This window comes from Salinibacter sp. (genome assembly GCF_042218895.1).
Taxonomy (GTDB): domain Bacteria; phylum Bacteroidota; class Rhodothermia; order Rhodothermales; family Salinibacteraceae; genus Salinibacter.
This window is the reverse complement of the sequence record NZ_JBDGQQ010000011.1, coordinates 1-15,973: the sequence shown is the minus strand read 5'-3', so window position 1 is coordinate 15,973 and position 15,973 is coordinate 1. Positions and strand designations below refer to the sequence as shown.

The window sequence follows — 15,973 nt, the reverse complement described above, 5'->3', positions numbered from 1 at the left end:
TCAGGTATGAGAGCAGTTGGTACCGGCGCGGATTCTTCTTCTCCTCCACCACGTCACTCTCGGGGTTGTTGAGGTCGCCAAAGGTGATTGCATCGGTAGGACAGGCCTCCTGGCATGCCGTCTCGACCTCGTTTGGACGAAGGTCTCTCTCCTCATTGTCGGCCTGCCGCTGGCGCTTGCGGACTCGGTGAATGCACCACGTGCACTTCTCCATAACGCCCCGGGAGCGGACGGAAACCTCTGGATTTTGGGCCATCTGCACCTCGACCGGGAGGGTTTTGGACCAATTATAGAAGTTGAAGCGGCGAACTTTGTAGGGGCAGTTGTTCTGACAGTAGCGGGTGCCAATGCAGCGGTTGTAGATCATCTGGTTCGTGCCATCCGGGGAGTGTACCGTTGCCGCCACGGGGCACACGGACTCGCACGGCGCGTTCTCGCAGTGCTGGCACATGACCGTCTGCATAAGCATTTCGGGGTCGTCGTCGCCCTCCTCCTCGCTTACATAATACCGGTCGTTGCGAATCCAATACATGTGCCGCCCCTTGCTCACCTCCTCTTTGCCCACCACCTGCACGTTATTCTCGCTCGTGCAGGCCACAACGCAGGCGTTGCATCCTGTACAGGTATTCAGGTCGATGGTCATTCCCCACTGATTTCCATAGTAGGGATTGTCCTTGTATGCCTCCTCGTTTTTCGGGTGGCGCTCCTGCCAGATCATGGGGTACTCCTGCTGTTCCTCCACCGGCCGGGATGTGCCGGGATCCGGCCCGTCGGGCTGACCGGAGCCGTCGCCGCCGTGGGCGGCTTGCTCGGGCATGTTCTCCGCGGCGTGGGCGTCGGTCCCCGGCCCCGCCTCCAGCCCGTGGCCCGACACGTCGCCCGCAGCGCCGTCTCCGCTGCGCTCCCCACCGCCGTGTCCACCGTCCCCGTGGCCGTCGCCACTGTGGCCCAGGTCGGGTACGGGGGGCTGCACGTCGTTGACGAAGTATGGATCTTCCTTGAACTCCTCGAGCGTGGCCCAGCGCACGATGGGGCGCCCGTGCATGCTGCCCTCCTCCTGAGTCGTGGCGATCAGGTACCCGCTGTCGACCTTGCTGGCCTCGGCGCCGGTCGCCACGCGACGGCTAGCGGGCCGGAGCGGTGCGACGTTCACCCCAACCACATCTACGGGCTCCCCGGCCGCGTCGAGACCTCCCGCCACGGGAGCGCCGTGGTAGATGTTCGTGTCGTCGTCGGTGTCCCAGAAGGGCGTGTCCTTGCTCTCGCGGGTGCTGGCGAGGGTGCGGCCGTAGCCCATCGAGACGCCAATGGAGCCGTCCGGATGGCCCGGCTGGACCCATATGGGAAGCTCCACGGTCTGGCCGTCGAGCGTCAACTCCACGCGGTCGGCGTAAAAGTTGCCCTCGCTGCGTCGAACCTCCACCCCAAGTTCCTCGGCGGTGGCCTGGCTCATGACGGCAACATTGTCCCACACGATCTTCGTAATCGGATCTGGCAGCTCCTGCATCCACGGGTTGTTCGAGAAGCGCCCGGCCAGGAGCTTCGGGTCCTGACGGAAGACGACCTCGAGCCCGTCCTGCTCCTCCGCAGGCGCCTCGATCGAGGGGACCGTGGCCGGGTCAACCGAAGCCGTGTCGTAACGACTGCCCTCCAAGTATCCATCGTGCACGACGCGACGCCACTCCTCCTCGAACGCCCCTGGGAGGCGGGGGCGCCATTGCTCGCGCACGAGATCGTGGCCGTTTGCGTCAACCCCGGTCGCCGCGAGATTGAGAACTTCGATGGTGGAGTGCGCGTCGTCGTAGAGCGGCCGAATTAGCGGCTGAATGACCGAGAGTGTGCCGTCGTACGCTCGCCCATCGCCCCACTGCTCCAGATAGTGCGTGCGGGGGACGTGCCACCGGCTGGCCTGCGCCGTCTCGTTCCGAAGGCGCCCGAGGTGAACGGTGTCCGGCACGTTCGCAAGAGCGTCCTCGAAGTTTAGCTCGGACGGGGCGTCGTAGACCGGGTTCACGCCCAGCATGAACAGCGCGTCTACGTCGCCCTGCCGCATCGACGCGGTTAGGTCGGACAGGGCCTCACTCTGCGGCCGGACCGACGATGTTCCGGTGTCGAAGAGCGTGACAGTGGTCCCGATTCCGTCGAGGCGCTGATTGAGGGCCATGGCGAGGGCGTGCACCTCGGGCGGCTGCGACTCGCCCGCCATCACGACGCCGTTCTCACCGGCCCCCCGCAGATCTCGTGCAATCTCACGGACGTGTAGGCGCTCCTTCCTGCTCCAGGAGACACTGGAGGCCTCTCCCACGCCGAGCTCCGCGGCAAGTGCGGCGGCAAAGGCCGGAATGCGTCCGGCGCGCATGCTCAGGCGGTGGTCCGAACTCCCTCCCGTGGTGGAGTACCGGCTTTCGATTGTGTAGAGGCGGCTCATCGTGTCTTCCGCGTCCTCCAGGCGGCGCCCTTTGCCGAATGCCTTCGTGGCGTGGGAAAAATCCTGAGCGCGTCCATCCAGGAAGTTGGCATCGAGGCTCACAATGACCTCAGCGTCCTCGAGCTCGTACCGCGGGCGAAGCGGGCGGCCGAAGGCCTGCTGCATGCCGAGTCGTCGCGCGTCGGTGCCCTCCGGCGAGTACGAGACCCACTGAAGATTGGGGAAGCGGTCCGACATGCGTTGCCGCATGGCCTGGACGGTGAGGGACGACGTTTCTTCAACCAGAACCGCCACCTGCTTCTGGTCGGCCTGCGTGCCCAGTTGGCGGCAGAATGACACGAAGTCGTCCCACGACGCCGTCTCTCCGTCTTTGCGGACCGACCGCGAGCGATCGGGATCGTACAGGTTTAGAACGCTCGCCTGCTCAAATGGACTTGTGCCACTCTGCCCCGACGGGTGCTCCGCGTTTCCCTCGATCTTCGTGGGCCGCCCTTCCTTGCTTTCGGCAAGCACTGGTCGCAGCACCCCGCGAAACGGCATCCCTGTCGCGTAGTAATCCGAGATTCCGGGGATCACCTTCTCCGGCTTGTGCGAGTACGGAAGAATCTTCTCCTCGGGCCGCCGGCATCCAACCAGGCCCGCCATCGCCATCGCTGCCCCCATGAGCTGCAGAAACTGACGGCGCGAGGCCCCGCTCGGGGGCTTGCTGTCGCCGGGCGCGAACTCCATGAGGTCGTTCGCCTCGGCATCGTCTGTATCCGACTCATTCAGATGTCGCCAGAACGTGGGGCCGGACTCGTCACGGTCGGGCGACTCCGAGTCGATGACATCAAGTTCGATCATACCGCACTGTGGCGTTAGGGATTGGGGCTGTGCGTCGCGAGCGACGCGCAGCGCGGAACTTTGAAGGCGTCAATAGTGGCAGGCCGAGCAGTTCGTGGGCGGCTGAATGCCCTCTTCCCTGATTCGCTTCAAGTTTCGTTCGATGAAGTTGGCCGGCTGGGTGTAGCCCATCGTTGTAATCTCGTCGTTAGGCCGCAGGTACTTCTCCGGTTGCCGGTGACAGTCCAGACACCACCCCATCGAGAGCGGCTCGGCCTGGTACACCCCCTCCGCGCCCATCTTGTCGATGCGGCCATGGCAGGTCTCACACCCCACGCCCTTGTCCACATGTGCAGCGTGGCTGAAGTGCGCGTAGTCCGGAAGGTGATGGACTTTCGTCCACTCGATAGGCTCATTGTTCGCCCAACTCTTCCGCACCGGCAACAACTTGGGCGAGTTCTGTTTAATCTGACTGTGGCACGTCATGCACGTCTCCGTCGCCGGCACGTTGGCATGCTTCGAATTCTCCACGTTGGTGTGGCAGTACCGACAATCCATCCCGAGCTTCCCCACGTGGGTCTGGTGGCTGTACGGGACGGGTTGTTCAGGCTGGTATCCCACCACCTTGAATTCTGGGGAGAAGTAGTACCAGACCAGAAACACCAGAAAGACGCCCCCGAGGAGCGAGGCCCCTAGCGAAAGGAGGGGCAGAGTATTGGCCTTTTTCGGAAAAAGTTGCGACATGCTGGTTGGTGTTCGGCAGTGAGCAAGTGGGGGCATCAAGTCCATCCCCATCCTGTCGCGGGCAAGAAAACCCGGAGATAAAGTATACCCCTCGGGCCTACCATTACCGCAATACGAACATACGACAGAACCATCGGCAACCCAAGACTCCGGAGGGCCTTTAAGTTGAATCCAACAGGATCTACGCCAAACTTTAACGTCTGCCTTGTAAAGAAGTTAGGCCCGAACAACGGTCGCGTTTTCCGCCTCTGACCCGTGAAACGCGACTATTCTCGACCGTCCCACGTCGGCCTCCTCGGTCGTCGATAAACTGCAGCGCCCTGCTTCTCCGCCGCAGGCCTTCGCGAGGCGAACATTCTGCCCGTAGAATTCTCTCGTGCAAGAGAAACTCGGCGGGCCCTGGAATTATTCCGAGTCATCGGACCACTCGTGTCCGATCGCGGCGATTTTCCGAACCCGTTTTATTCCCTCTCCTCCTGTGCTCTTGCCCTCGCCCCTCTCCGGCATCCATCACGTCTCGGCCCTGACTACGCAGGCCTCGGCCAGCGTCCGATCCAGCGCGCGAGAGGCCTGCGCCTCGTCCTGAGGACGGTCAGCCGGGACGATCCATCTTCCTACCACTCCTTCTGCGGCGACGAGACGAGCAGTTTGGGAACAGACTTCACGTTTTTCGACGTCCCTTGTGCCCGCGACGAGTACCCCGGCCTCAGCTCCATCACAGGGACATCGCTGCGCGCTCGGGACACGGAGCCACTGAAGCGATGGACGAGGCGGGACGGCAATCACGATGTCCGCCGCACGGCTCTCCAGGAGCGGGCCGGGTGGCATTTCCATCGAGGAGGCCCCGACACCGATCGGCCCAGCAACCAACGATACGGCCACGTCCTAATCCGGGGCTGCGCTTAGAACGCTACGGTCAACGTCGTGGAGATGACGCGGCCCGGCTCCGGGATGCGGGCGTCGCTGAACGGATTTTTCGCATTCAGGTGGTGGGAGTACGCTACGTCGAAGAGATTTTCGACCCCCACCTTGAGATTGATGCGCCGCAGGAACTGGGCCCCTACTCGCAGATCAGCCGTCGTGTAGCCGTCCGTCGGGCTCTCTTTGCGGGTGCGGGCCACACGGTCCTGCTCGGCCATCAGATTCACCGCACCGTCCACGTACACCTCCGACACGCGCGGCAGGTCTACCGAAGGGCTCCACCGCGCCCCGAGGGCGGCGGAGGGCGGCGCCACACCGAACGCGGGCTCGTCGAGCGTTTCGTCGCGGCCCCACAGGACACTGCCGGAGGCGCGCAGCGTGAGGGGCGCCATGGGCGAAACCGCCGCACTCACCTCGCCCCCCACAAAGTTTGCCGTGCCGTTGACGTAGCGGAACACCGTCGGCGGGCTGAGGGGAAGGATCGGATCGACGCTCGGGGCGGGCTCGAAGGTAATGTAGTCGTCGAGGTGACGAGCGAATCCGTTGATGCTGAGCGACCAGTTGCGCCCGGTCCCCTCGATCCAGAGGTCGGCCTGCGTGCTTCGCTCCGGCTCCAGCGACGGGGTGCCCAGAAACTCGGCACTCGTCTGCGATTTGTTGGCCGGGAACTGGTGTGCGTAGCGCTCCAGCGCCGTGGGCGGCCGCGCCACCGACCCTACGCCGAGCGAGAGCGACCACTGCGCCGCCAGCGGTACCGACGCCGTGAGGGCGCCGCTGAGCCGCGTATCCTGCCGGTCCATGGCCGCCTCAGTTGTACCGGTGTTGTCGAGGAACGGCTGCAGGGGCGCGTCGGCATCCGACTGCATGCGATCGAGCCGGCTCGTGGCGGTGAGCGTGAGGGCCTCGCCCACCGGACGCTGCACCTTCACGAACGCGCCCTGCTGCGAGATGGTAACGTCCGGCCACGCCCGGTTGCGCACGGTGCCGTTCGCCGTTTTGTAGAAGGGCGGTACGAATGGTTCTTTGTTCGGCGGGGCGGCCTTGAGGGTGCGGATGGCGTCGCGGTACGTGTGGAGGACATCGCCCCCCACCGTCACGTCCCACTTGGTGCCGAACGTAAGGTCCGCCGCTACCCGACCGCTGAAATTCTGGATCTCGGACTGAACGCCAATTCGGAGCGGCGGGCGGTTTTTTCCGGCCTCGTAGGTCGGTTTGCCCTTGTTGTCCATCTCGTGCAGGGTCTGTTGGGCGTTGGCCTGTATGTCGAGAGACCGGAGAATCCCTGTCTCCGACGCGAACGAGTACTTGAGCTGCCCCATCCCCGTCTCGAAGAACTTGGCGTTCAGAAGGCGTCCCGGATAGTCGAGGTTGTCCTGCTTCTGGTAGCTGCCGTTCACCGACAGGGTGGAGTGCTCCGACAGCTCCACGCCAATCCGCCCGCGCCCGTCAGTAGACTCAAAGTCGGCGGGCACGCCCTGGTCACTGCCGGTCTCGTAGTTGTCGCCCTGCCGCCACGCGGCGTTCGCGCTGTAGAACCAGCGGCCCTGCCGGCCCATGGCGAACGCGGTCGCCTCCGTCGCGCCGAGGTTGGTGTCGTACCCGGTACGCACGGTGCCGGTGAGGGACGTAGGGGGCGGGTCCTCGCCGCGCTGCTGCACGCGGATGGCGCTCATGTTGCCGGGCCCCCAGGTGAGCGCGTATGGCCCCTTCACCACGTTGATACCGGCGATGGTGCTGGGGTCGATGTGGCTCATGGGCGAGTCCATGCGGGCGGGACCGGCGGGGAAGGTGCGCATGCCATTGACGTAGACCCCGACCTCTGCCTCCATGAGCCCCCGCACGTTGGGGGCGAGGCCAATGGGGCCGCGGCGGGCCGAGCCCACGCCGGGCATTTCGCGGAGGAGCGCGCCGGGATCGGCCACCTCTGCTTTCCGGATCTGCTCGGCTTGAAGCGAAGTTTTGGGCTCCATGCCCGGGCGCAGCGCCGTCACCTGAATGCCCGTCATGTCGACGGACTCCGGGGTTAGGGTGATCGAGACCTGCGTGGTGCTCCCGGGCGTCACATCTACCGTGCGCGTCGCCGTTGCGTAGCCCACGAAGCGGGCCTCCAGGCGATGCGACCCGGTGGGCACGTTCTGCAGCGTAAAGCGGCCGTTTTTGTCCGTGGCGGCGCCGCGGTCGAGGGCCGGCAGTACGACGTTCACGCCGGGCAGGGGAGCGTCGTTCTCCGCCTCCGTGACGCGGCCGGTCACGGTGCCGGTCGACTGAGCCGAAGCGACAGGGATGGTGGTGAGAAAAAGGGAGAGAAGGGAGACGAGGGACAAAACGACGTAGCGGTCCATGGGACAGTCCTCCTAGAGCTTTTTCGAGGCGCGGACGACCCGATCCGCGCGGACATCCGAACGACAGAAAAAGCACGCCCGAATGGTCAGGTCAGGCGTACGGAGGGTGTCGTTCGGGGAGGACGAAAGATCTCGTCGCCGAGACGCTGCGGCAAGAGGGACTGATAGAGGTGAGGAAGACGGGTACTGATCACGCGCGGCGACGGCGCGTCGGTGGTCCCGGACGACTGCCACTTCGGAACGACGGGCGCGAGGGCCTCCGACCGATCCCGGTCACACGTCTTTAGGACGACGCCGTCCGCGCCCGATTCGGCGGGTTCAGAGTGAGTGCAGGAACAGTCGCCGTCGGGCGTTCGCGGACAGACGCCACCCGCACACCGAGAGCACGTCTGCTGGGTGTAGACCGACCGGGCCTGCTGCACGAGCACCTGAACGGGGCCGCTCTGCAGCAGCAGGGTCCCAGCGAGCGCGAGGACGAGCAGCCGTCCCCACCGGGAGCCTCCAAATGAAGGGGGCTTCGGTGACATGTTGTTGCGGCACTTGTGAGTTGCTGATCTGTTCAATGACGGTCACGGCTCACAGATCGATCAGCCGCGTCAAAACCCCGTAAAGGGCAGAGCCCCGGAGGAAGCGTTCCTGCGTCCTCACGGCCCGTTCTGAAACATCTTCCCCCGTCCGCTCACAAAGAGGCATCCGTTCACGCAGAGGGCGTCCTGTTCTCCAACCAACCTACACACCCCCATGAACCGACGATCGTTTCTCACCAATCTGGCCTGGCTGTCCGCCGCGCCCTTCGCACTCAGCGCCTGCGCCCCGAGCGAGTCGTCGACGCCCCCCGCCTCGCCGGTTGCCTCCGACACTCTCTGGGTGCACACGAAGCCTGAGGATGTCCCGCCCCTCGACAAATCGACGGAGGAGTGGCGGTCGATCGTGTCGGAGGACGAGTTCCACATCCTCTTCGAGGCAGGCACTGAGCCTCGTGGATCGAGCCCGCTGCTGAACGAGAAGCGCGAAGGCACCTACGTCTGTGCCGCGTGCCGACTGCCCCTCTTCCCTTCGAAGACCAAATACGAGAGCGGCACGGGCTGGCCCAGCTTCTGGGCCCCGCTGGAGGGTCAGATCGAGACGAAGAAAGACACGAAGCTCGCCTATCCGCGGACCGAGTACCACTGCAAACGGTGTGGGGGCCATCAGGGCCACGTCTTCGAAGACGGTCCCGAGCCAACCGGGCTCCGCTACTGCAACAACGGCCTCGCGCTCGACTTCGTCCCGGCCGAGGAGACGCTTCCATCTCTGCGGACCTGAAAGGTCTTCTTCACCGCTCGTCTGTCGACTCCCTATCGAAGGGCACGTCAGTAGAGCAGAATGGGAGCGCGGGAGCATGGAAGTTGCTCCCAACAATCGCGAATCGTGTGAGTGCTCCATTTCCCCGCGAACTACACTCTCGCTCTCTGTACCGTAGAGATGGCCGACCGCGTCGTTCAGACGAGCACGTTTCTGAGCTACGTGCTCCGCCACAACCCCGACGCGCTGGGGCTGGAGCTCGACCCGGGCGGGTGGGCCGACGTGGACATGCTCCTCGACCGGGCCCGTGCAGACGGACGGTCGATCGACCGGACCCTGCTGGAGCGGGTCCTCGCCCACGGCGAGAAGGAACGGTTTGCTTTCAGTGAGGACGGAACGAAGATCCGCGCCAACTACGGCCACTCGATCGACGTGGACCTGCACTTGACCCCGACCCCTCCGCCTCCTCGTCTATACCACGGCACTGCCGAGCACGCCCTCCCTTCAATTCGCGAGGATGGACTGCGCCCCCAGTCCCGGCAGCACGTGCACCTGTCGGGCACCCCTGAAGAGGCACTGCGCGTCGGTCAGCGTCACGGCTCCGCCCTCGTGCTGATCGTCGCGGCGCAGGCGCTACACAATGCCGGGCACACGCTATATCAATCCACGGACGTGGTGTGGCTGACCGACCGGGTTCCCTCATCGTTTGTTCGGGTCTCCGACGACTGAGCCCGCGTCGATCACGACGCGCCCAAGTCGTCCGCCTCCGAAGGATTGAGGGCGTGGGCCTTCAGAATCTCCAGGTCGACCTCTTCCAGGGCCACTTCGTTGGTGGATGCAAGCACTACGGGCGGAGCCACCCCCGCCTCTACGGCTTCCAGCCAGCGCGTGGCGCAGAGGCACCACCGGTCGCCGGGCTCCAGTCCCGGAAAGTTCATCTCCGGCCGTGGCGTAATCAGGTCGTTGCCCTGGCGCTTCGTGTACTGGAGAAACTCTTGCGTCATTTCTGCACACACCACGTGACGGCCGAGATCTTGGGGACCGGTTTCGCAGCGGCCGGTGCGATAAAATCCAGTCTCAGGATCCGACGAGCATGATTGGAGCGTGCCACCGAGGACATTTTTCGATTCTTGGGCCTGCATGGGCATACTGGATTCGAGCTAAGCAAACGTGACTTATTTCAACGTACCGGGTGGGCCCAAGTTTAGGCTGGTCGCCGTTATCGCTCCGGAAGGGCCGAAGGGCCTGACGGAAGACCCCAGACGGCTTCTTTCCTGTTCCTTCTTGCACACAAGTGGAATGACCTCCATCTTTTTGACCGATTCGACGGTCCTCCAGAATCCACGTCCACTGTGCCATGCCTAGCAAATCGCTCCGCGTCGGCGTTCTCACTGGGGGCGGCGACTGTCCAGGCATCAATGCTGCGCTCCGGGCCGTGACCAAGAGCCTGACGCTCCAGCACGAGGCCAAGGTCGTCGGGATCCGTGACGGCTTTCAGGGGCTCATCGACCGCGACGTCGAACCGCTCCACTACCGCGACGTGAGCGGCATTCTTACTCAAGGCGGAACGATTCTCGGGGCCAGCAACAAGGCCGACCCCTTCAACTACCAGCCCCGCGGAGACGCCGACGTGTCGGCACAGGTCGTCAAAACCTATCGCAACCTCGACCTGGATGTCCTCGTCGCCATCGGGGGCGACGGCACAATGTCCATCGCCCATCGCCTTATCGACCTCGGTCTCGACATCGTCGGGGTGCCCAAAACGATCGACAACGATGTCGTGGGCACCGACCGCACATTTGGTTTCGACACGGCCGTTCGGACCGCGACCGCCGCCATCGATCAGATTCACACGACTGCCCAGAGCCACCACCGGGTCATGATCGTCGAGACCATGGGGCACTACTCCGGGTGGATCGCGCTCTGCGCCGGCGTGGCCAGCGGGGCCGACGTGGTTCTCATTCCGGAGATCGAGTACAACACCGACGAGGTAGCGCAGGTGTGCCTCGATCGCCAGCGTGGAGGCCAGCGGTTCACGATTATCGCCATTGCCGAGGGCGCCAAACAGGAGGGGGGACACCGAGTGAGACAGGGGCGGACCAGTGCGGACTCCAACTCGGCTCGTCTCGGCGGCATTGGCCACGTCCTAGCCGATCAGCTCCGGGAGCGACTCGACAGCGGGGTCCGTACAACGACCCTGGGGCACATGCAGCGCGGGGGGACCCCCACGCCGTACGACCGAAACCTCGCAACGGCTTTTGGAACCCGTGCGGCCTCCCTCGCGGCCAACGGGTCGTCCGGACACATGGTGGCTCTCCAGGACGGAGCGTTCACGACCGTTCCGCTCGGGCAGGTTGCGGACAGAACGCGCACAGTCCCCCTCGATGATCCGCTCATCGCGTCTGGGCACTCCGTCGGCACCTCGTTTGGCGTGAAGAATCTGGAGATCCCGAACCGGGCGGAGGCCCCGAGTCCTCTGTAGCCCTCGGCCGTCTCGGGCTTGGGCCGTCACTTCGTCTCCGCCCGGTCGCCGAACCGAGTGAACGTCGGCCCATGTAAGCCGTGGCGTCCACAGTGTCGCTGTCCCTTCCCTACGAATGTTCTTCTTTCCCTATGAGCGACGTTCCCACCATTGCCGACATCGCGAATGCCTTGGAGGACTGGGCCCCGCCCGGCTCTGCGCAGGACTACGACAACGTGGGCCTGCAGGTCGGCAACGCTCGCCGATCCGTGTCTGCCGCTGTGCTCGCCCTCGACGCCACCCCCGACGTGCTAGCGGAGGCGAAAGAGCACGACGCGGAGCTCGTCGTTACCCATCACCCCTTGCTCTTTCAGCCACTCGACGGCGTGACCGCCGATGGGTACGTGTCCAACCTAGCCCTCCGCTTCGCGGAAGCCGGAATCGGACTCTACAGCGCTCACACGAACCTCGACGCCGCGCCCCAGGGCGTCTCATTCGCCCTCGCCGACCGGCTGGGCCTCACCGACGTCGGGTTTCTCGACGGATTCGAGGACACGCTCTACAAGCTAGCCGTCTTCGTCCCCGAGGACGCGTTCGACGACGTGCGCCAGGCCCTTGCCGACGCGGGCGCCGGCCAGATCGGGGACTACGAGGCCTGTGCGTTTGCCACCGAGGGGACGGGCTTCTTCAAACCAGGCTCGGACACCGATCCCCACATCGGGGAGGCCGGCGGAGAGGTCGAGTCGGCCGCCGAGCGCAAGCTGGAGGTGGAGGTGGTCCACTGGGACCTGAGCACCGTCATGGCGGCCCTGCAGGACGCCCACCCGTACGAGGAAGTGGCCTACGACCTGTATCCGGTGGCACAGAAAAACTCGCAGGCCGGGCTCGGGGCCCTTGGGCATCTCGACAAGCCGGTGCCGCTCTCGGACTTTCTCGACCGCGTGGCGACCCGCCTCGACGCCGGCAGCCTGCGCTACGCTGGGGCCCCCGACGCGACGATCGAGCGGGTAGCCGTCTGCGGCGGGGCGGGGAGCGACTTCATCGGCACCGCCCGCGGCGCTGGGGCTGACGCCTACGTGACCGCGGACGTCAAATACCACGAGTTCTTCGACGCGCTCGACACGGACGGCACGCCCCAGATGGCCCTCATCGATCCCGGGCACTACGAGACGGAGGCCCTTACGGAGGCCCTGCTCCGCAACTGGCTGCAGGAGCGCTTCCCCGAGGTCGCCTGGCACCGCACCGACACGACGACGAGCCCGATGCAGACGTTCGTTCCCTCATCAGGGGAGCAGTGACGCACGCTGTGCCCTCGATGTTTTTGCATGAAATGGAAGAAGTCCCAAACGGTGGTACGAACTTCCATCCGATCTGAGTGTATTTATTGATTGGCGTTCATTCACGCTCGAATGATCAAAAACAGCTAGTCTATGCCGACAGCTAAAAAGAAGACGGACGTCGAAGACCAACTCCGTGCCCTGGTCCGGCTCCAACATATTGACAACCGGATCGACCAGATCGAGAAGCTCCGTGGAAACCTTCCGGAAGAGATCCAGGACCTTGAGGACGAGGAGGCCGGCCTCAAGACCCGTCTCGAAAACCACAAGGAAGAGGTTCAGGAGCAAAAGGTCGCCAAGCGGCAGGCGGAACTCGACATCAAGGAAGCTGAGGGCCTCATCGACAAGTACGAGGAACAGCAGCTCGAAGTCCGAAACAACCGGGAGTTCGACGCGCTCACGAAGGAGATCGAAGGCCAGGAAGAGCGCATCGCCGAGGCTGAGGAAACCATCGAGGAGGCCGAGGAGACCATCGAGACGAGAAAAGCGGCGATCGAGGATACGGAAGAGCGGCTTGAGGAACTCGACGAGGTGCTCGACGAGAAGCGCGAGGAGCTCGACGAGGTCGTCGAGGACACCGAGGACGAGGAGGCGACCCTTGAGGAACTCCGGGAGCAGGCCGCTGAGAAAGTGGGAAGCCGATACCTCAAGGCCTACTCCAAGCTCCGCGATCGCCTCCGCGACGGTCGCGCAGTCGTGCCGCTCAAGCGCGGCGCCGCCGCCGGATTTTCGGTTCCGCCACAGCGACAGGTCGAAATCCGAAAGCGAAAAAGCATTCTCACCTGCGAGCACACGGGCCGCATCATCGTCGACCAGGAACTCTACAACGAAACGGTCGACGAGATGAAAGAGAAGCTCGACCTCTAAAAGCGCAGACGGCTGCCTAGGCCGCTGCGCTTTTTCGCATGAGCCCTGGGTTCGGACGACTCGACGAACTTTTTGGTCTCCCGACCCGTGCTAACAGGTGGTGTGTGGGTCTGGTCATCGCTCCGTCGTCCCGCGACTCTGGTAGGGGCACACCCCCCAGCTGGATTGAGGGCGACGGTGAGGAAAGTCCGAACACCGCAGGGCACCGTGCTTCCTAACCGGAAGGCATGCCGCACCGCCGGCATGACGGCACGTGCAACAGAGAGCAGTCCCGCCGGGGACCGGCTCTGCCGCCCCCGGTAAGGGGTGAAAGGGTGTGGTAAGAGCGCACCGGCACTCCTGGCGACTGGAGTGGCCTGGCAAACCCCACGGGGTGAAAGGCCAAGCAGCACCGCTTCCCGGATGCTTTCGGGAGGGAGGTGGCCCGCCGAGTGAACGGTGCAGGTAGGCCGCTTGAGGCGGTCGGCGACGGCCGTCCCAGATAGATGATGACCTCCCGTTCCCGGCGATACGGCGCCGGCTCGGCAGACCGAATTCGGCTTACAGGCCTGTACGCTCCGTCCAAACACGAGCGGCAGTTCCCAACGGGGACTGCCGCTTTTCGTGTTTACGAGTTGTTTCTGCCAGCGGCCCCGTCGCGCATGCGAGGACGTGTGCAGGAACGGCTAGGGAGTCTGCCGCTCTTCGTCGGTGGACCGCCGCTGCGTCGGAGCCAGGGCCGCTAGTTTCCGCCCCCTCCAGTGCCCTGCGGCGCTCCGCCCTGGCTGCCCCCACTCGGATTGCCCCCGCTCGGGCTGCCTCCACCTTGGCCACCGCCCCCACCCGGGAGCGGAGCGGGCTGCCCTCCCTGTTGTCCGGACGCGGGCCCCTGCTGTTGCTGCTGCGTTTGCCCTTGCTGGGCCCGATTCTGGATGACACTCTCTTGATTTCCGCGGTCGATGAAGAAGTTGGTGATCACGCACAGGGAGATGAAAACCGCCGCGAGGGTCCACGTCGCCTTCTCAAGAATATCCGGCGCCTGGCGGGTGCCGAGGACCTGACGCGTAGCGCCCCCGGAGGCGATGCCGGAGAGTCCTTCGCCCTGTCCGCTCTGCATCAGAATGACCATCACCAGAACGGCCGCAATCATTGCGATGACGACCACCATGAAAGAAAACATGTCTACCGTCCGCTTTTCCAAAAAGAATTGCTCACGCAAGAACGCTGATTCCGGACCCTTCGGCCTACCGGCCTGAGGCCGACTGTTGCTCTAGTCAAAAGCCTACGCCGAGGTCAACGTTCCGTTCAGGTGCGTCGCGGCATAGACCAGCGCAGTGATCGTTTTCATGTCTTTTAGGTCTCCGCGTCGCGCTCGCCCAACGGCCTCCGCGAGGTCCATCTCCACAACCTCCACGAACTCCCCCTCCGCGAGCGCCTGCGTGCCTCGTTGAAGGGCATGTGCGGTGAACACGTGGATGAGTTCACTACTGTATCCGATGCAGGGGTACGCCGCCCCGACGTGCTCAAACCGACCGGCTCGCCAGCCAGTCTCCTCCTCCAGTTCCCGGGCCGCCACGTCCTCAGGGTCCTCTCCCGGCTCGTCGAGCTTGCCGGCCGGCACCTCCAGGAAGGTGCGGCGGGGCGGGTAGCGAAACTGCCGCACGAGAAGTGTGCCTCCGTCTTCAAAGACCGGTACGATGGCGGACGCGCCTGGGTGGTCGATCCATTCTCGCACCGACGTGTCCCCGTCGGGCAGACGCACTTCGTCGCGAAACGCCTCGAGGAGTACCCCGTCGACGAGTTGCTCAGAGGAAAGCTGTGTCTCGTCAAGATTGCTCATCAGTGGAGGAAGCAGGTTCGCATCAACGCCGTGCAGGCTACGGCCCCTCGATTTCGGTGCTCCTCCTCCGCGCAATTTTCATACGCGCTGCCGGGACTAGGACGATCCCGGAGCGGGGGCCCGTTCCTCTCCACGCCCCCCCGAGGCCAGGATGATGGCAGAGAGGGCCGCAAGCCCCGCTGTCTCGGCCCGAAGCCGACGCGCGCCGAGCGAGACCGGCGTGTATCCCGCCGCCACAGCCTCTTCCACCTCGCCGGGCGTAAAGCCGCCCTCCGGCCCAACGAGGATGAGTACCGACTGAACTCGTCCTCTCTCACCGACTGCCTGCTGGATCGGAATGGCGTCGTCTCCGGCGTGGCACACAAGCCCCAACTCTGCCTCCGTCGTCCCGACATCCGCGAGCGAATGAGGTGCCGCGAGGGCCGGAAGCCGACTCCGGCGACACTGCTTCATGGCGGCCAACATGACGTTGCGGAGCCGCTCCTCGCGCATTGATTCCGGCTCGGTGCGCCGCGTTCGCAGCGGCACGATGCGCCGCACGCCGAGTTCGACGGCCTTCTCCACAAACGTCTCGAAGCGACTGCGCTTTTTGAGAAGTCCAATGCCCACCGTCACGTCGACGACGGGCTCCCCGATTCCCTCCCGACGTTCGAGGATCGTGCCCACCACCTGCTCGGGAGCCAGGTGGGTGATCTCGACCCGGTACCACCCGCCCTCCCCATCCACGACGGTCATCTCGTCGCCTTCTTCTCCTCGTAGTACCGTGCGTACGTGCCGGGCCTCCTGATCCGGCAGCACGACGCGGCCCGATCGAATGGTGGACGGCGGCGCGTAGAAGTTAGTGGTCATTGATCTTGCCTGAACTCAGGGATACCGTTGATATCGCCCAGGTTCTCGTCGGGCACCCGCGTCGCCACGGGGTGTCTCATCGTCCCTGGCCCCTGCCTA

General features: G+C 64.5%; 14 protein-coding genes and 1 other RNA gene. 7 read left to right on the top strand and 8 right to left on the bottom strand.

The genetic code is table 11. The features are described from left to right. On the bottom strand, positions 1–3,271 hold a 3,271-nt coding region (locus ABEL04_RS01245), incomplete at its 3' end, for a 4Fe-4S dicluster domain-containing protein (RefSeq protein WP_375800554.1). A 69-nt stretch (positions 3,272–3,340) separates the two neighbouring features. Further along, positions 3,341–3,994 carry a cytochrome c3 family protein gene (locus ABEL04_RS01240; protein ID WP_375800553.1) on the bottom strand — a complete coding sequence of 218 codons (654 nt, stop codon included), beginning with the start codon at positions 3,992–3,994 and terminating at the stop codon, positions 3,341–3,343. A 429-nt stretch (positions 3,995–4,423) separates the two neighbouring features. Here ABEL04_RS01240 and ABEL04_RS01235 point away from each other — a divergent pair, with 429 nt between their 5' ends. Further along, on the top strand, positions 4,424–4,900 hold the full coding sequence (locus tag ABEL04_RS01235) for a hypothetical protein (RefSeq protein WP_375800552.1): 477 nt from the start codon (positions 4,424–4,426) through the stop codon (positions 4,898–4,900). On the opposite strand, the gene ABEL04_RS01230 is transcribed toward ABEL04_RS01235, so the two are convergent. Next, positions 4,897–7,257, bottom strand: coding sequence for a TonB-dependent receptor (locus ABEL04_RS01230; RefSeq protein ID WP_375800551.1), 2,361 nt, complete (start codon positions 7,255–7,257; stop codon positions 4,897–4,899). The genes ABEL04_RS01235 and ABEL04_RS01230 overlap by 4 nt on opposite strands. A gap of 86 nt (positions 7,258–7,343) precedes the next feature. Beyond that, positions 7,344–7,784, bottom strand: coding sequence for a hypothetical protein (locus ABEL04_RS01225; RefSeq protein WP_375800550.1), 441 nt, complete (start codon positions 7,782–7,784; stop codon positions 7,344–7,346). 214 nt (positions 7,785–7,998) lie between these two features. Here ABEL04_RS01225 and msrB point away from each other — a divergent pair, with 214 nt between their 5' ends. After that, positions 7,999–8,562 carry a peptide-methionine (R)-S-oxide reductase MsrB gene (msrB, locus tag ABEL04_RS01220; RefSeq protein WP_375800549.1) on the top strand — a complete coding sequence of 188 codons (564 nt, stop codon included), beginning with the start codon at positions 7,999–8,001 and terminating at the stop codon, positions 8,560–8,562. A gap of 159 nt (positions 8,563–8,721) precedes the next feature. Next, a complete protein-coding gene (locus tag ABEL04_RS01215; protein ID WP_375800548.1) occupies positions 8,722–9,270 on the top strand; it encodes an RNA 2'-phosphotransferase in 549 nt (182 codons plus the stop codon). Between the two features lie 11 nt (positions 9,271–9,281). Here ABEL04_RS01215 and ABEL04_RS01210 read toward each other — a convergent pair whose 3' ends face one another. Further along, a complete protein-coding gene (locus ABEL04_RS01210; RefSeq protein ID WP_375800547.1) occupies positions 9,282–9,683 on the bottom strand; it encodes a DUF2237 family protein in 402 nt (133 codons plus the stop codon). A 215-nt stretch (positions 9,684–9,898) separates the two neighbouring features. Between ABEL04_RS01210 and ABEL04_RS01205 the strand changes: the two genes are divergently transcribed. The 4 genes from ABEL04_RS01205 to rnpB all read left to right on the top strand — a co-directional run bounded on the left by ABEL04_RS01205 (position 9,899) and on the right by rnpB (position 13,765). Further along, a complete protein-coding gene (locus tag ABEL04_RS01205; RefSeq protein WP_375800546.1) occupies positions 9,899–11,023 on the top strand; it encodes a 6-phosphofructokinase in 1,125 nt (374 codons plus the stop codon). A 131-nt stretch (positions 11,024–11,154) separates the two neighbouring features. Further along, complete coding sequence (locus ABEL04_RS01200; protein ID WP_375800545.1) at positions 11,155–12,300, top strand: Nif3-like dinuclear metal center hexameric protein; 1,146 nt, start codon at positions 11,155–11,157, stop codon at positions 12,298–12,300. A gap of 132 nt (positions 12,301–12,432) precedes the next feature. Further along, the gene (locus tag ABEL04_RS01195; RefSeq protein ID WP_375800544.1) at positions 12,433–13,206 is read left to right on the top strand and encodes a zinc ribbon domain-containing protein; all 774 of its coding nucleotides are present in this window, start codon (positions 12,433–12,435) and stop codon (positions 13,204–13,206) included. 101 nt (positions 13,207–13,307) lie between these two features. Continuing rightward, positions 13,308–13,765, top strand: an RNA gene (rnpB, locus tag ABEL04_RS01190) — RNase P RNA component class A. A 162-nt stretch (positions 13,766–13,927) separates the two neighbouring features. Here rnpB and secG read toward each other — a convergent pair. The 3 genes from secG to ABEL04_RS01175 form a co-directional block, all read right to left on the bottom strand. Beyond that, positions 13,928–14,365 carry a preprotein translocase subunit SecG gene (gene secG / locus ABEL04_RS01185; RefSeq protein WP_375800543.1) on the bottom strand — a complete coding sequence of 146 codons (438 nt, stop codon included), beginning with the start codon at positions 14,363–14,365 and terminating at the stop codon, positions 13,928–13,930. A 102-nt stretch (positions 14,366–14,467) separates the two neighbouring features. Continuing rightward, entirely contained in the window at positions 14,468–15,025 is a 558-nt protein-coding gene (locus ABEL04_RS01180) for an NUDIX domain-containing protein (RefSeq protein ID WP_375800542.1), read from the bottom strand. 96 nt (positions 15,026–15,121) lie between these two features. Next, positions 15,122–15,874, bottom strand: coding sequence for an RsmE family RNA methyltransferase (locus ABEL04_RS01175; RefSeq protein WP_375800541.1), 753 nt, complete (start codon positions 15,872–15,874; stop codon positions 15,122–15,124). Positions 15,875–15,973 lie beyond the last annotated feature (99 nt).

What these genes read in the sequence shown, in the direction of transcription:
- ABEL04_RS01240 (WP_375800553.1), bottom strand. Translation starts at nt 3,994, where the DNA reads ATGTCGCAACTTTTTCCGAAAAAGGCCAATACTCTGCCCCTCCTTTCG.
- ABEL04_RS01225 (WP_375800550.1), bottom strand. Translation starts at nt 7,784, where the DNA reads ATGTCACCGAAGCCCCCTTCATTTGGAGGCTCCCGGTGGGGACGGCTG.
- msrB (WP_375800549.1), top strand. Translation starts at nt 7,999, where the DNA reads ATGAACCGACGATCGTTTCTCACCAATCTGGCCTGGCTGTCCGCCGCG.
- ABEL04_RS01205 (WP_375800546.1), top strand. Translation starts at nt 9,899, where the DNA reads ATGCCTAGCAAATCGCTCCGCGTCGGCGTTCTCACTGGGGGCGGCGAC.
- secG (WP_375800543.1), bottom strand. Translation starts at nt 14,365, where the DNA reads ATGTTTTCTTTCATGGTGGTCGTCATCGCAATGATTGCGGCCGTTCTG.
- ABEL04_RS01210 (WP_375800547.1), bottom strand. Translation starts at nt 9,683, where the DNA reads ATGCAGGCCCAAGAATCGAAAAATGTCCTCGGTGGCACGCTCCAATCA.
- ABEL04_RS01180 (WP_375800542.1), bottom strand. Translation starts at nt 15,025, where the DNA reads ATGAGCAATCTTGACGAGACACAGCTTTCCTCTGAGCAACTCGTCGAC.
- ABEL04_RS01200 (WP_375800545.1), top strand. Translation starts at nt 11,155, where the DNA reads ATGAGCGACGTTCCCACCATTGCCGACATCGCGAATGCCTTGGAGGAC.
- ABEL04_RS01175 (WP_375800541.1), bottom strand. Translation starts at nt 15,874, where the DNA reads ATGACCACTAACTTCTACGCGCCGCCGTCCACCATTCGATCGGGCCGC.
- ABEL04_RS01215 (WP_375800548.1), top strand. Translation starts at nt 8,722, where the DNA reads ATGGCCGACCGCGTCGTTCAGACGAGCACGTTTCTGAGCTACGTGCTC.
- ABEL04_RS01195 (WP_375800544.1), top strand. Translation starts at nt 12,433, where the DNA reads ATGCCGACAGCTAAAAAGAAGACGGACGTCGAAGACCAACTCCGTGCC.
- ABEL04_RS01230 (WP_375800551.1), bottom strand. Translation starts at nt 7,257, where the DNA reads ATGGACCGCTACGTCGTTTTGTCCCTCGTCTCCCTTCTCTCCCTTTTT.